The organism is Brevibacillus formosus, assembly GCF_003013405.1.
Classification (GTDB): domain Bacteria; phylum Bacillota; class Bacilli; order Brevibacillales; family Brevibacillaceae; genus Brevibacillus; species Brevibacillus formosus.
The window spans coordinates 569204-583497 of record NZ_PXZL01000001.1 but is presented as its reverse complement, the minus strand read 5'-3'; the positions used below and the strand labels follow the sequence as shown (position 1 = coordinate 583497).

Annotated in this window: 15 protein-coding genes; all 15 read right to left on the bottom strand. The window is 46.4% G+C overall.

Annotated features, from left to right (window positions below):
• Positions 1 to 47: 47 nt before the first annotated feature.
• Positions 48 to 758, bottom strand: a complete 711-nt coding sequence (gene rpsB / locus C7R91_RS02830; RefSeq protein ID WP_015891726.1) for a 30S ribosomal protein S2 — start codon at positions 756 to 758, stop codon at positions 48 to 50.
• A 246-nt stretch (positions 759 to 1004) separates the two neighbouring features.
• Complete coding sequence (locus C7R91_RS02825; RefSeq protein WP_236697793.1) at positions 1005 to 1682, bottom strand: DNA polymerase III subunit gamma/tau; 678 nt, start codon at positions 1680 to 1682, stop codon at positions 1005 to 1007.
• The gene (locus C7R91_RS02820; RefSeq protein WP_047067875.1) at positions 1675 to 2190 is read right to left on the bottom strand and encodes a DUF6115 domain-containing protein; all 516 of its coding nucleotides are present in this window, start codon (positions 2188 to 2190) and stop codon (positions 1675 to 1677) included. The genes C7R91_RS02825 and C7R91_RS02820 overlap by 8 nt, the downstream gene beginning before the upstream one ends.
• 32 nt (positions 2191 to 2222) lie before the next feature.
• The gene (locus C7R91_RS02815; protein ID WP_047067877.1) at positions 2223 to 2561 is read right to left on the bottom strand and encodes a hypothetical protein; all 339 of its coding nucleotides are present in this window, start codon (positions 2559 to 2561) and stop codon (positions 2223 to 2225) included.
• A 45-nt stretch (positions 2562 to 2606) separates the two neighbouring features.
• Entirely contained in the window at positions 2607 to 4025 is a 1419-nt protein-coding gene (locus C7R91_RS02810; protein WP_083995004.1) for a flagellar assembly protein A, read from the bottom strand.
• A 31-nt stretch (positions 4026 to 4056) separates the two neighbouring features.
• A complete protein-coding gene (locus C7R91_RS02805) occupies positions 4057 to 4845 on the bottom strand; it encodes a FliA/WhiG family RNA polymerase sigma factor (RefSeq protein ID WP_047067879.1) in 789 nt (262 codons plus the stop codon).
• 16 nt (positions 4846 to 4861) lie between these two features.
• Positions 4862 to 5245, bottom strand: a complete 384-nt coding sequence (locus tag C7R91_RS02800; RefSeq protein ID WP_047067881.1) for a hypothetical protein — start codon at positions 5243 to 5245, stop codon at positions 4862 to 4864.
• A 3-nt stretch (positions 5246 to 5248) separates the two neighbouring features.
• Entirely contained in the window at positions 5249 to 5734 is a 486-nt protein-coding gene (locus C7R91_RS02795) for a chemotaxis protein CheD (RefSeq protein WP_007719270.1), read from the bottom strand.
• A complete protein-coding gene (locus tag C7R91_RS02790) occupies positions 5721 to 6347 on the bottom strand; it encodes a chemotaxis protein CheC (RefSeq protein WP_047067884.1) in 627 nt (208 codons plus the stop codon). Before C7R91_RS02790 ends, C7R91_RS02795 begins: the two co-directional genes overlap by 14 nt.
• Positions 6348 to 6352: 5 nt before the next feature.
• Positions 6353 to 6829, bottom strand: coding sequence for a chemotaxis protein CheW (locus C7R91_RS02785; protein ID WP_007719278.1), 477 nt, complete (start codon positions 6827 to 6829; stop codon positions 6353 to 6355).
• Positions 6830 to 6845: 16 nt separating this feature from the next.
• Complete coding sequence (locus C7R91_RS02780; RefSeq protein WP_047067886.1) at positions 6846 to 8870, bottom strand: chemotaxis protein CheA; 2025 nt, start codon at positions 8868 to 8870, stop codon at positions 6846 to 6848.
• A gap of 21 nt (positions 8871 to 8891) precedes the next feature.
• On the bottom strand, positions 8892 to 10007 hold the full coding sequence (locus tag C7R91_RS02775) for a protein-glutamate methylesterase/protein-glutamine glutaminase (protein ID WP_047067888.1): 1116 nt from the start codon (positions 10005 to 10007) through the stop codon (positions 8892 to 8894).
• 31 nt (positions 10008 to 10038) lie between these two features.
• On the bottom strand, positions 10039 to 10902 hold the full coding sequence (locus C7R91_RS02770) for a MinD/ParA family protein (protein WP_047067890.1): 864 nt from the start codon (positions 10900 to 10902) through the stop codon (positions 10039 to 10041).
• A gap of 4 nt (positions 10903 to 10906) precedes the next feature.
• The gene (flhF, locus tag C7R91_RS02765; protein ID WP_047067892.1) at positions 10907 to 12253 is read right to left on the bottom strand and encodes a flagellar biosynthesis GTPase FlhF; all 1347 of its coding nucleotides are present in this window, start codon (positions 12251 to 12253) and stop codon (positions 10907 to 10909) included.
• Positions 12250 to 14292 carry a flagellar biosynthesis protein FlhA gene (gene flhA / locus C7R91_RS02760; RefSeq protein ID WP_047067893.1) on the bottom strand — a complete coding sequence of 681 codons (2043 nt, stop codon included), beginning with the start codon at positions 14290 to 14292 and terminating at the stop codon, positions 12250 to 12252. The genes flhF and flhA overlap by 4 nt, the downstream gene beginning before the upstream one ends.
• Positions 14293 to 14294 lie beyond the last annotated feature (2 nt).

Genomic DNA, 14294 nt, shown 5'->3' with positions numbered 1-14294 from the left:
ATGGACGGGGGTTCTGACACCCTCAGTCCACCCTTTAACACACATGCTTACGCAGTTGTTGTTGCTTGTTGCTCTGTACCTTGGTTTCCTTCCAGGAGAGCGTCTGCCATTTTAGCAGTGAGCAATTTCACAGCGCGAATTGCGTCATCGTTACCTGGGATCACATAATCGATTTCATCTGGATCGCAGTTAGTATCTACGATCGCTACGATTGGGATACCCAATTTACGAGCTTCTGCTACAGCGATGCGCTCTTTACGAGGATCGATGACAAACAGAGCGTCAGGCAGTTTATCCATGTGAGCGATACCGCCCAAGAATTTTTCCAGACGATCCATTTCTTTGCGCAGAACGATAACTTCTTTCTTAGGCAATACTGCGAAAGTACCATCGTTTTCCATACGCTTCAGCTCAGCCAAGCGAGCAGTACGCTTTTTGATGGTTGTGAAGTTTGTCAGAGTACCACCCAACCAACGTTGGTTGATGAAGTAGTGACCTGTGCGTTCTGCTTCTTCTTTAACGGATTCTTGTGCTTGTTTCTTCGTACCAACGAAGAGGATTTTTCCGCCGTCTTGAGCGAGTTCACGTACGAAGTTGTACGCTTCCTCTACTTTTTTAACGGTTTTTTGCAGGTCGATAATGTAGATTCCGTTACGTTCGGTGAAGATATAGCGAGCCATTTTCGGGTTCCAACGACGAGTTTGGTGACCGAAGTGTACACCAGCCTCGAGCAATTGTTTCATCGAAATTACTGCCATATTTCACACCTCCTTCAAAAATGGTTTTTGTGATGCCTACCTCCGCCTCACCGCATGTTCCAAGCAATTCTGCCATAGGCAGCACCGTTGCCGGAATTGGTGGACGTGCGATTTCAACACCGTAAATGAATATATCATATGGGAGTTTCAATTGCAACAAACGAATTCCATTTATTTCGTAAAAAAAGTTTTGGCCTTTTTGGCAGACGACAAACGGCCACATTTTCGTTACAGTGAAAAAACCGCCTATTTTTTAGGCGGCGTCGTTATCAATTTGACGATGTCTGCTTCCTTAGCAGCGGTCGACACTTCATAGGTACCGACACGAATACGATTCAGCTTGTCGCTTGCACGTAACTGGGCCACAAATTGATTGTCGGCAGGAAGGATTCCTTCCTTTACGAGAATCTGCGCTACATCCTCTGCTGTTGCTTTATACGGAACAGTGAAAGATACCTTCTTATCTGCTACAGGTGCTTCTACTGTCGGAGCTTTAGGTGCCACCGAATTTGGTGACGCTGGTGTCTGCGTATTCGGTACAGTTGGAGTAGGCTGGCCGTCCTTACTCACTGGATTTGTTGGCGGAATCACCTTTTGTTCCGATGAAGCCGCAGGTGTCGCAGACTGTACAGTTGGCGTCTGCGGTTGCTTTGTCACAGGCGCCACTGTTTGATCTACCTTTGGCGTAACTGGCGCCTTAGGCACTCCAGGAGCTGGTTTTACGTTCACTTTCTTTTCTTCCTGCCACTGCTTGTATTCTTCTGCTGTAAGTACGACCATCTCCAGCTCTTGTGCAGCTACTTTCATTTGATCTACAGTCATGGCTGGTGCTTGTGCAGTTTGCTTAGGCGCTAACAGTCCGATAATCGAGGTAGCCACAATCAGTCCTGCTCCAAATCCAAATAATAGCTCTTGTTTACGCATCGGCAAGACCTCGCTCATGCCTGTCAGCCAAGGAAAAGATCAAATCGATCTCCCCTCTGCCGGCACCGAGTCGTTTTGCGATCTCATCCCGAGACAAACCTTCTTTACTAAGCTCAAAGGCACGGCGATAACGTTCTCGCAGTGCCAGCATATCCACCTCTTGAACTTGAGGTGCTGGTTCTATCCTATGAGTATCCTTTGGAGCTTCTTGCTTGTGACCTTCACTCTTTTTCCATTGTTCTTCCATACTGTCTAATCGCTTGTGCAAACTAGCGATAACCTCGAGAAGATCCGCTCTCATTTCCTGCCATTCTGCGGCAAGAAGATTGGTTTCTTGCTTTACCTGTTTTTGAAGACGCTGAACGCTTTTTTCGAGCTCGTCCTTGTCCGTCGTGCGTTGTGTCGGTAATGAGGAAAAGGAGTCAACAGGCTGCTTCTTTTTTATGATAAAAGCAAGAAGCATACTGATCATTCCTGCTCCAATCAGGATGGGATACACTACGTCCATGTTGTCCACCTTTATTTCTGGCTTGACTTCATTTATAAAGAAATATCTATAATCCGTCCACGCAATGGATCTCTCATGAGATCAGCATTCGCAGATACACCTTCGCTCGATTCGGATAATTGGCTCCCATTGGATTCTTGTTTGTCCTGATGTTCTTGCTGTCCTTGCTTTTTTTCTCGTTCGCGTATCTGGTTCTTTTCTGATTGCTCAAGATCACTCGGGCGCTGGCGCATATGTTCATCCAGGTCTCTTCGCTGATCAATCATGGATTGTTGTTCATGCATGGTTCGTTGTTGCTGATGCTCCTGAATTCGGCTGACTTCTAACGTGCGTGGTATTGCCACCTGCAATTCAACCGCTTTCAAACTCATATGGCCCCAACTCCCTTGTCACACTAAGTATGTAAGCAGCCTGGATTAGATAAGAGTTGCTGTGCTAATCTCACCGTCCAGCACGATAAATCGCGTTCTCGCATACTCGTGCTTGATAAAGTGCACCAGCTTTCCAAACGTCATTTTAATTCCTGGATACATCACATGATATGCCTCAATAGCTGCTGGCCCTTCACCTTTCAGCTCGAGTTCAATATCATTTCTGCGTGCTTCCAATTCCTTGCTTTCTTTTTCCAAAACCAAACGAGTATTGGTCAGCTTGATTTGCATGAGACGCTTGTCTGCTGGAAGTTCTTTGCTGGCCTGAAGGATCTGGTTAATAACCCCTAGTCCTTGATCTGTTTTGCGTAAATTTTCATACACATTTTGTAGTTCTTTTTGAATATTCGCCAGTTCTTGTCTTAATTCCGGTTTTACTCCTACTTCGAGTATCGTAGGAGTGGCGCTGCTGTTCCCAAATACACGCGCCACAATCTTTTCCCCAGCCTGCAGCACGCCGCCAATGATGAAGCCCTTTGACCCTTTGCAAATGATTTGCTTTCCAGCGCGTACAGTTGAGAACATGATGCTTTGTGAAACAATCACTTGATTGCCAGCCGTCACATTGGCGTTTTGGATAAAGGATGTCCGGACATCCTTCCCCGCAACAATGCAGCCTTTGTCCTGGGCAACAATCCCGCTTTTGATCTCAATGGAGCCTTCCGCGTACAACTCGGCCCCTTCTACACTGCCAAGTACGCGTATATCTCCTGATGACTTTACGCGAAAGCCATTCAATACGTTCCCGCGAATGACCACCGTTCCCACAAAATCAATATTGCCAACACCAAAATCAACATCCCCGTTTACTTCAAATACGGGAAATACGTTCATTTTTGCCTGTTCCGTAAAGGAGACTTGTCCGTCAATAGCGGCGTATAGCATCGTCCGCTCTTGATTGAGTACAACATTTTTCCCAGGCTTTATGTTTATTTCCTTGCCGGCTTTGGGAGCGATGGGCTCTCCGGTAACTGCTGTGCCTGGTTGTCCCTGGCTTGCTGATATTTTACGTGCCAAGAGTTGTCCTTTTGCTACATTAGGGATTGTCGTCACATTATAAAAATCAACTCGGCCATCCTCTAGCTCTTTTGGACCTTCCCCTTCATTAATAGATGCCAAATAGGGGTACTCGATAGTCCCATCGGTTCCGGCCACAGGTGCAATCCCTTGAGCAACCTTTACTCTCGCGTTTGCATACTTCGCGGGTAAGGTGCACAAGTCCCGAACTACATCGTCGAGAATTCCATACTTCACATTGCTTGCTTGTAATGCTTTATAAACATCTGTTTCCAAGATGACAATTTCGTCGATATCTTGTTCGTCCACACGAAGAAGTACTTCGGCCTCCAATTTATCAGCTGAAATTTTTACTTCTATTTTATAGTTCCCGATCCCTTCCATCATTCTACCCCTCTCAAGCTTGGGTAATGTCCCTTTACATCAATTGCGATTTCCATCTGGACAACGCAGAACGAAGTCGGAAAAGAGCTTTGGAGTGCAACTGGGATATTCTTGAAGGTGACAAGCTCATTATTTCCGCAATTTCTGATAAGGTCATTTCTTCAAAATAAAACAAGGAGACAACCAGTCGTTCCTTTTCAGGCAATTTGTCGATGACCGTTACTAGAACCTCTTTTAAGCTGGATACTTCCGCCACATTATCAGGGCGAGGCGTGAGCTCGTCGATGATATACGAATGTCTTGCTGTTTTTTGTTCGTCTTCATCCCCTACTGCCTCATCGATAGAAACCATGCTGGCAAGAGAGGTTTCCAAGAAAACCTGTTGGAGCTCCTTTTTGCTTATTCCCAGATAATCAGACACTTCTTGATCGGTTGGCATTCGCAGCATTTGCTGTTCCAAGGTGGTGTATGCTTCTTCGATTTTTTTGGCCTTGTCTCGAACAGTACGAGGGATCCAGTCGTTCTCGCGTAGTCCATCGATCATTGCACCACGAATTCTCCACATGGCGTACGTCTCAAATTGGAGACCCCGGGTATGATCGAATTTAGCCAAAGCGTCTAATAGTCCAAAGCGCCCATAACTAATCAAGTCATCCTTGTCCACATTTGCTGGCAGATTAATTGCCAACCGATTTGCCACCTTATCGACCAGTGGCAAAAACCGTGTGACCAAGTCAACCTCCGCCTCGCGACTTCCCTCTTGCTTCCACATGACCCATTTATCGAACTCTTTTGCTTTTTCTTGACTGGTTAGCCGTGCCACGAATAGTCACCAACCTTTACTCATCTGATAAGCGCCTAACGACCTCTGCAACGGTGGCTGGATCCTCAGTAGGATGAATCCTTTCCATCTTGTTGATTGAGAGTGGTGCAAATGTTTGATCTTCCTGTTCGACTTGTTGTCCAATTTCCAGAACGACCCCACCTTCTGCTAGAGGAGAGCTTGTCCCCTCTAGCGTGTCCGTAACCATTGGTGGAGTGGATGACTGTATGAATGTTGCGAGCAGCCAACGAATTGGGAATGCAGCGAGGAAGAATAGGACAAATGCAATACCTGCTCTCTCCAGTGATACGAGCCAGACATTACTCGCCACAGCCGTACCCAGCGTTACAAGAAATGCGAGCATCCCTAATCCAAAATTAATCCAAATGGTTCCTAACATTTGTTATACTTCCTTCACACCTTGATTTACGGTCCTGATTTGAAGAATGCCGTTTGTGGCATCTAACTCTATTGTCCGACCGCAGTTTCCCCCTGTATCTTCTGCCACGATCTTTATATGAGCATCCTTCAATGCAAGTTTGCACGCCTCTACATTCCGAGGCCCAATCCGCATGGTGTCATTATTCCCTAAAAATGCGAACATTTGTGCACCGCCAGCCAATTTCGCAACTGTGTGTCTGGTCTCCGCACCAGCCTTCACCATCAACTGAATCAGATGAGGGATAGCGGTATCCGCATATTTGCCTATCGTTAGCTCCCCGCTTTTAGCCAAAGACGATTCAGGGAGCATAACATGTGCCATACCTGCAATTTTATGGATATGATCGTAGAGCACTACCCCTACGCAAGAACCTAAACCGGTAGTACGCAGCTTGCTCGGCGGCTTTGCCACACCGAGATCAGCCATCCCTATCTTAATAATCTCCATCGAACGGAACCCCTAATGAACGAAATAGTATTGGGAGCGATTCAGGATCAGGAATTAAGAAAAAGTTCCCTTTTACTTGATCATTGCCTTCGAAAAAAGCGGTGTCAATCGTGAGGGCAAAGTCACCCGCTTGACCCAACGCTATTAATCCATAACTTAGAATAGCTCCAGCCATATCCACAGCGAGTGCAGGTACGGACGGCTGTAAATTTAATTTTGTAAAATCAGCTAACGATGATAAATAAGAACCTGTTAAGATGTTGCCAATCTCATGAAGCGCCGAGATTTCCAGCTCTTCCCACTCGTACACATCTTTATTAATACCTGTAATTTGTTCGAGGAGGTGCTTGGCAGAATCCAAATCAAGGATAAAAAACATGTTACCTGGACAATCGCCTTCAACCCGGAGGAAGACGGTCACTACAACAGTTTCCGCTCCTCCTACAAAATCTGCCACTTCGTCAAAGGAGATGATCTTGACTTGTGGAACTTTCATATCGATTTCTTTTTGTATGAGCTTGGAGAGAGCCGTGGCGGCGTGACCAGCACCGATGTTCCCGATTTCCCGTAAAACGTCAAATTGGAAATCCCCAAACTTCGTAAAATCGCCCATTTTACTTACCCCTCAATTGCGTCCAACTGCTTGATTTCCTCAGTGCTCAATACTTTATCGAGGTTTAAGAGGATTAACAGTCGTTTATCCAGCTTAGCGACGCCTCGCAAATAAGCAGCCTCCACACCTCCAACAACTTCTGGAGGCGGTTCAATCGCATCAACTGGTATATCGATAACATCGTTTGCAGCATCTACAATGAGACCCACTTCCAACTCACCCACGGCCACGATAATGATTCGGGTTGCTTCGGAATAGACGCTTTCTTCGAGACTAAAGCGATTGCGCAGGTCAATAATCGGTGTCACAACGCCACGCAGATTAATAACCCCTTTGACGAAACTAGGCGTTCGAGGAACTCTTGTGATGTGCTCCAGCTTTTCAATGGATTTGACCTGATGAACCTCTACGCCATACTCTTCGTCCTTCAATCGAAAGACAATCACTTTGACTTCGCTAATGACTTCTTTTTGATCGAGCATGTGGCTGCCCCTCCTTCTACTTAATCAGCGAGTTACAATCTATGATGAGCGCGACCTGACCGTCTCCAAGGATCGTTGCACCTGAAATGGCAAATACATTGACCAGATATTTGCCGAGAGATTTTAGAACAATCTCTTGTTGACCGATGAACGAATCGACGACAAGGCCTGCCATTTTCTCACCTTTACGTACGATGACGACTGCCACTTCATCTTCCATCGTTTCGCCATTATCAGGCACTTGGAAAATGTCCTGCAGCGAAACGAGCGGGACTACACGTCCCCGGAAGTCGATCACTTTTTGGCGGTGAGCCATCATGATTTGATCTTTTTTAAACACAGCCGTCTCAATAATGGAGCTGAGTGGGACAGCGTACTTCTCATCTTTCACTTGTACCAGCATCGCGGAAATGATAGAGAGTGTAAGTGGCAATTGAATGAGGAAAGTCGTGCCCTGACCGCGCACTGAATCTACGCTGACACTGCCGCCCAACGATTCAATTTTGGACTTCACGACATCAAGTCCAACACCCCGACCGGAAATATCAGATACAACTTCCGCTGTACTAAAGCCTGCTGCAAATAGCAACTCGTGGATTTGCTTGTCACTCATGCTATCTGCATTGGCAGGATTGACAATACCTCTCTCAAGCGCTTTTTTGAGAACTTTATCTTTATTGATTCCAGCACCGTCATCTTTTACTTCAATAAAGACATGGTTCCCGCTGTGGAAAGCGCGGAGCTCAATTTTTCCTTCCTCTGGCTTACCCGCCTTTTTCCGATCTGCTGGAGACTCAATTCCGTGGTCAAGCGAGTTGCGCAGCAAGTGATTGAGTGGGTCCCCGATTTCGTCGATGACGGTACGATCCAATTCTGTCTCTGCACCGATAATCTCCAGATTCACTTTTTTATTCAGATCTTTTTGCAGATCGCGAATCATACGTGGGAAACGATTGAATACTTGCTCCACCGGTACCATGCGCATCGTCAGAATGATGTTTTGCAAATCGCCACTAATCCGGCTCATATGTTCCACGGTTTCCTGCAGTTCGTTCTTTCCAATCTCCCGTGCCAACTGCTCCAGACGACCGCGGTCAATGACTAGTTCGCTAAACAGATTCATCAAGATATCCAGGCGTTCGATATCTACACGAATTGTTTTTCCACCAGCCGTCGCCTTCTTCACTGGTGCTTGTGGAGCTTCTGCTGCTCCTTTTTCAGCTGGTGCTGGTGCCTTTTGCACTACGGGAGCAGGTGGAGCTTCCTTCTTCAATTGAATGGTCTCAATTGTCACGTCTTGGATTTCCGAAATGTTAAGAATCGTAGTGCGAACTTTTTCAATCGATTGCTCCGTCACATAGGCGATTTCAAACGATTGTTCAAATCGCTCATTCTCGATATCTTCAACAGCTGGCTTCGTTTTGATCACTTCACCCATAGATTCCAATTGATCAAAAACCATGTAGGAGCGGGCAGCCTTGAGCAAGCAGTTTTCATTCAATGTCACTTTGATCCACAAAACGTTGTTCCCGAGCTCCTGAGACTGCTTCAAGACCATCATGGCATAATCATCCAGTTCATGATCTTCAGCTGATGTAGTCTCTTCTTGCGGTGCTTCCACTTCCATCGTAGCAGCTGCTACTTCCTGCTCAGCTGAAAAGTCTCCCGCAACAATCGCCCGCAGCTTCTTTACAATAGCGGATACATCCGCTGATCCGTCTCCGCCTTCTGTGATATCGATGACCATGCCTTCAATCAAATCTACACTCTGGAAAATAGCGTCCATGATGTCACTGGTAATCGTTAACTTCTGATTGCGAATCAGGTCCAGTACATTTTCCGCTTCGTGAGTCAAACTCGCCATGTCTTCAAAGCCCATAGTTGCCGACATACCCTTCAATGTATGCGCGGAACGAAAAATCTCTTTGACGTGACCAATGTTACCCGGATCACTTTCCAAAAGTAACAAGTTGGCGTTGATCGCCTGTAGGTGTTCCTTTGACTCCTCAATAAACATGTCCAAATACTGATTCATATCCATAGGTGATCCACCTCCCAAAAATCAGTGCAAGAGCTTGCACAACAGCTCTGGAATCTTTTCCAATGGGGCCACGTTGTCTGCCAAGCCTGCTTGAATCGCTGCTCTTGGCATTCCGTATACGACACAGCTCGACTCATCTTCGATAATACTTGTGACATGGCCAAGCTCCTTCATGAGCTTTAGTCCTTTAGTCCCATCATTTCCCATGCCTGTCATGATGATTGCCCATTTGTCTACATTTGTCAATTGACTGACTGATTCAAACAGGATATCGACAGACGGTCTGTGTCCGCCTCGTGGCTCCTCTTGATGTAAGTAGGCCTGCAATCTCCCATTCACTTGACGAACCTCGAAATGGAAGCCTCCTGGAGCGATGTAAGCTGTACCATTTTCCAAATACTCGCCATCGACAACCTCGGTTACTCGAATCTGGCATAGCGAGTCTAACCGATTTGCTAACGATTTTGTGAAACCTGCTGGCATATGCTGAACGATGGCAATTGGTGCCGGAAAGTTCGCCGGAATTGCAGTCAGTACGCTCTGCAATGCTTTAGGACCACCTGTGGAAGTACCTAGAACCACCAGTCTTGCCTTTCCGCCAACTTGTGACCGCATCACGGCAGGCGGGCTCGGTATTTTCGTACGGATTACTGGAGATGCCGGTGTAACAGGTGCAGCTTTTGATTCGGAAGATACCGGTTTGACTACGCGAGGCATCAGCTTTTTCAAACGTGCTTTCGATGCTGCTGCCGCCTTCACGCGCTCGATAAGACGATCGCCCACTTTGTGGATGTCGAGAGAAATTGGACCAGAAGGCTTGGTTACAAAGTCAAACGCACCTAGTTCCAACGCATGAATCGTAGCTTCGGCTCCCTCTTTTGTCAGACTGCTCAACATGACGATCGGAACCGGGCACTCATTCATCAGCTTTTCCAGAGCGTCCAAACCGTTCATGACCGGCATTTCAATGTCGAGTGTGAGAACATCCGGCGCCAGTTCTTTGCATTTTTCAATACATTCGAGTCCATTCTTAGCTCGATCGATCACTTCAATCTCAGGATCCGTAGATAAAATGTCCGAAATCACTTTACGCATGAATGCAGAATCGTCCGTGACGAGAACGCGGATTTTGCTCATTCGAATGTCGCTCCCTTCCTACTTTTATGTCTCATCGTATGAAGTGCCTCAACTTCGCAAGAAAACCTTTGAGACCACTGACAGAAGCATCCGAAGTAACCGGACGATCCAAATACCGCTCTACCAGATTTCGTATGCTTCTCGCGGCTTGCGATTGTGGATATGTAAGTAGAAAAGGACGCTGCAGTTTAACAGCTTTTGAAACATAAGGATCATCCGAAACATATCCAAGCGACTGAATATCCATATTCAAAAAACGTTTAGAAACCATCGCAAGCTTGTCTGCCGTCATTTTCCCTTCTCTCTCCGACGACGCTCGATTTATCACCAATCGAATCGAAACAGCGGGATTGCGTGAGTGTAGCATTTTGATGACTGCATATGCATCCGTTATCGCTGGTGGTTCGGGAGTGGTAACAAGGATGACCTCGTCTGAGGAGAGCATGAATCGCATGGATTCTTTTGAAAAACCTGCTCCCGTATCAAAGATGATGGTGTCGGCATAGCCTTGCAGCGGATCAAGATGCGAGAATAAGCGATCAAGCTTCTCATCATCTAACTGCATAATCTGCGTAAATCCAGAACCACCCGCGATGAATTCTAAACCTCCAGGCCCTTGCTCGATAATGTCCCAAACAGTTGTATCTGGCTCTAACAAATGAAACAGATGCTTTTTTGGGGTAATTCCCATTAATACATCCAGATTTGCCAGACCCAGATCCAAGTCAAACAAAACCGCCTTATGTCCCTTCTCAATCAAACCAAGTCCAAAATTCAAGCTGAAATTGGACTTGCCGACACCACCTTTTCCACTTGTCACTGTCACCAGTCTAGTTGGTCGTGTCTTTTTGTTTTGTAGCATCCGCTCACGGAGTTGCTCTGCCTGGTCACGCATCTGCTTACTCTCCCATAATCATCGTTGAAACCAGCTCGGGTGTAGCAACAACGATATCATCTGGTACATTTTGACCTGTCGTTACATAGGAGAGCTGTAGATTCATCTCCTGACAAACATTCAACATCGTGCCAAAGCTGTTTGTTTCATCCGCTTTTGTAAAAATGACTTGCTTCACTTGAACTTCCGCAAAATTTTGGACGATTGCTTTCATATCATTGAATTTGGAGCTCAAGCTAAGTACTAGGTAGTTCACGCTGTCTTTTCCATGCTCCAACAATTCACGAATGCCTGCGACGTACTCATCGTTGCGAAAATTTCGTCCAGCCGTATCTACAAAAATGAGGTCACAATCACTTAAGCGCTCCATCGCTGCCGCCATTTCTTTCGGAGAAAAGACAACCTCCAGCGGGACATTCAAGATGTTTGCGTACGTCTTCAATTGTTCTACAGCCGCCATTCGATACGTATCCGCCGTGATAAAGCCAATTTTTCGCTTTTCCTTCAACATGCTGTTCGCTGCAAGCTTCGCAATGGTCGTCGTTTTTCCAACCCCTGTCGGACCGAAAAAGAAAGCATACCGTACGTTCTTACCCAGCTTTGGCGAAGATGCTGTATATGGCTCGATCATGGAAGTGACAATCGTTCTGCATACCGTAAACGCTTCTTCCTCCGTCCACTTTTCACCCTGCTTCGACATTTCCATCATTTTTCGAATGATTTCCGCTGTCAGCTCTTCAGTCACTTCTTGCTTCAATAACTGTGCACGAATGGACTGTATCACGGGAGGAAGTTGTTCACTTAAGTCATGCACAAGCAGCTTTTGAAACATTTGACGCATATCTCGCATTTCTGTAGCAATCGCGTCATGATTGCTTGCGTGTAAAGCTCTTTCTTGGGATGTCGCGACAGGAGCATGCTGCTCAGCTGGCTCTCCTTGCTTTGGCACAACTCTCGTATCTGAGATCGCTTCTTTTGGAGGTGTCGCAACCGCGGTTTGTGTCATCGCGGCTACAGTCTGCTCCCTACCTGTTGATTCAGCTTGTTGAGTCTCAGCTGTTTTTGTCACAGTCGGTCTTCGATACGCTTGAGCAGCCGTGTACGTACCCGTCTGCGATTTGGGCAAAACGTTGTTGGTTCGATGTTCAGCTGCTACTGTGGGATTTTCACGCTCGGGTGCCTTTTCATCGACAGCAGCGATTACTTCGATTCGTTGTTTGCCAAACATCCCGAACAAGCCACCTGTTTTGATCGGCTTGGAATTAAGAATCACTGCATCCATTCCTAAGTCCGTCCTGATTTTTTCCATTGCTTCTGGCATCGAATCGACAATGTAACGTTTTACCCTCACGAAATGTTCACCATCCCTACGCTTTGCACTTCAACATGTGGTTCGAGCTCGCTGTACGACAAAACGGGAACGTCTGGCATCATTCGATCTACTAATTGACGCAAGTACATTCGGACCGCTGGTGATGAAAGAATGATCGGCTGTTGACCCGAGTTGATCATCTTGCTCACTTCAGTCGACATGTTTTGGAAAATTCGCTGAGACGTTTCCGGATCCATCGCCAGATAGCTTCCTTGCTCAGACTGTTCCACACGTTCAGAGATTGCTTTTTCCAATCCTGCTCCAGCTGTAAGCACGCGAAGTGGTTGTCCTGGCTCCGTAAATTGGAGTGTGATCTGTCTCGCCATCGCCTGTCTCACATACTCTGTCAGTACATCTGGATCTTTTGTATACAAGGCATGATCCGCAAGTGCTTCGAGAATGACATGGAGATTACGAACAGAGACTTTTTCACGCAACAGCTTTTGCAATACTTTTTGGACGTCCCCAATGGCGAGCAAACTTGGAATCAGCTCGTCTACGAGAACTGGTGCTGTCTCCCGTACATTGTCGATCAAGGCCCTTGTTTCCTGACGACCTAACAATTCGTGGGCATGTCGCTTGATGACCTCTGTCAGATGTGTAGCCACAACAGATGGCGGATCGACAACTGTATAGCCAGACAGCTCAGCAATCTCCTTATTCTCTTCTGTTACCCATAATGCAGGCAATCCAAACGCAGGTTCTACGGTTTCTATACCAACAATGGAATCATCTTCAATCCCCGGGCTCATTGCCAGATAGTGATCCAGCATGATTTCCCCTTTTGCGACCTGGTTGCCTTTTATTTTGATCATGTATTCATTCGGTCGAAGCTGGATGTTGTCACGTATACGAATGACCGGTACAACAATCCCCATTTCGAGTGCGATTTGTCTGCGAATCATAATGACCCGATCTAGCAGATCTCCTCCCTGCTTCACATCAGCCAGCGGGATTAATCCATAACCGAACTCGAATTCGATCGGATCGACCTGTAACAGGTTCACGACGCTTTCTGGACTGCGTACTTCTTCCATTTGCTGCTCTTCCACCTTGTCGGCGGATTCTTGTATTTGCATCTTTTGGTTCTTTTCCATTTTCCAGGCAGCAAATGCCATGATCCCGCTTACTGGAAGTACAGGCAAAATTCCAATCGGTGTAAAGAGCCCCAGTAATAACATACATCCGGCTACGATATAGAGAAGGCGCGGAAAGCTGAACATTTGCTTGACGATGTCTTCTCCCAGACCTTCGCCAGAAGTAGAACGCGTTACAATAATACCCGCTGCAGTCGAGATTAAGAGCGCTGGAATCTGGCTCACCAGTGCGTCACCGACAGACATGGTAGTGAAGCGAGAGGCAGACTCGGCAAAGCTCATATCGTGAATGAGCATCCCGATGATAAAACCACCGATAATATTTACGATAAAAATGATAATACCCGCGATGGCGTCCCCTTTTACGAATTTGCTGGCACCATCCATTGCTCCATAAAAGTCAGCTTCGTTCTCAATCTTTTTTCTTCGGACACGTGCTTCTGCTTCTGTGATCATTCCTGCATTCAGATCCGCATCGATACTCATCTGTTTACCAGGCATCGCATCGAGCGTAAAACGTGCTGCTACCTCAGCGACACGCTCAGAACCTTTGGTGATTACGATAAACTGAATGATGATCAAGATCAGAAACACAACGAAACCGACGACTTGATTTCCACCGACTACAAAGCTACCAAACGTTTCAATAACTTTACCGCCTTCACCGTGCGATAAAATATTTCTCGTCGTCGACACGTTCAAGGCTAGTCGAAAAAGTGTTGTAATAAGCAAAACCGTCGGAAAGATCGAGAATTCCAAAGTTTCTTTTGTATACATCGACACAAGCAAGATGGTCAATGCAAGGGAGATATTCAAAATCAACAGCAAATCAAGAAGCGCTGAAGGAAGTGGGATTACCATCATGACAACAATGCTTATGACAAAAAGGATCGTACCAACTTCTTTAAATTTGAATCCCACTG

Excerpts from the sequence above, each read along its gene's own strand:
- rpsB (WP_015891726.1), bottom strand. The coding sequence starts at position 758 with ATGGCAGTAATTTCGATGAAACAATTGCTCGAGGCTGGTGTACACTTC.
- C7R91_RS02825 (WP_236697793.1), bottom strand. The coding sequence starts at position 1,682 with ATGCGTAAACAAGAGCTATTATTTGGATTTGGAGCAGGACTGATTGTG.
- C7R91_RS02820 (WP_047067875.1), bottom strand. The coding sequence starts at position 2,190 with ATGGACGTAGTGTATCCCATCCTGATTGGAGCAGGAATGATCAGTATG.
- C7R91_RS02815 (WP_047067877.1), bottom strand. The coding sequence starts at position 2,561 with ATGAGTTTGAAAGCGGTTGAATTGCAGGTGGCAATACCACGCACGTTA.
- C7R91_RS02810 (WP_083995004.1), bottom strand. The coding sequence starts at position 4,025 with ATGATGGAAGGGATCGGGAACTATAAAATAGAAGTAAAAATTTCAGCT.
- C7R91_RS02800 (WP_047067881.1), bottom strand. The coding sequence starts at position 5,245 with ATGTTAGGAACCATTTGGATTAATTTTGGATTAGGGATGCTCGCATTT.
- C7R91_RS02795 (WP_007719270.1), bottom strand. The coding sequence starts at position 5,734 with ATGGAGATTATTAAGATAGGGATGGCTGATCTCGGTGTGGCAAAGCCG.
- C7R91_RS02790 (WP_047067884.1), bottom strand. The coding sequence starts at position 6,347 with ATGGGCGATTTTACGAAGTTTGGGGATTTCCAATTTGACGTTTTACGG.
- C7R91_RS02785 (WP_007719278.1), bottom strand. The coding sequence starts at position 6,829 with ATGCTCGATCAAAAAGAAGTCATTAGCGAAGTCAAAGTGATTGTCTTT.
- C7R91_RS02780 (WP_047067886.1), bottom strand. The coding sequence starts at position 8,870 with ATGGATATGAATCAGTATTTGGACATGTTTATTGAGGAGTCAAAGGAA.
- C7R91_RS02775 (WP_047067888.1), bottom strand. The coding sequence starts at position 10,007 with ATGAGCAAAATCCGCGTTCTCGTCACGGACGATTCTGCATTCATGCGT.
- C7R91_RS02770 (WP_047067890.1), bottom strand. The coding sequence starts at position 10,902 with ATGCGTGACCAGGCAGAGCAACTCCGTGAGCGGATGCTACAAAACAAA.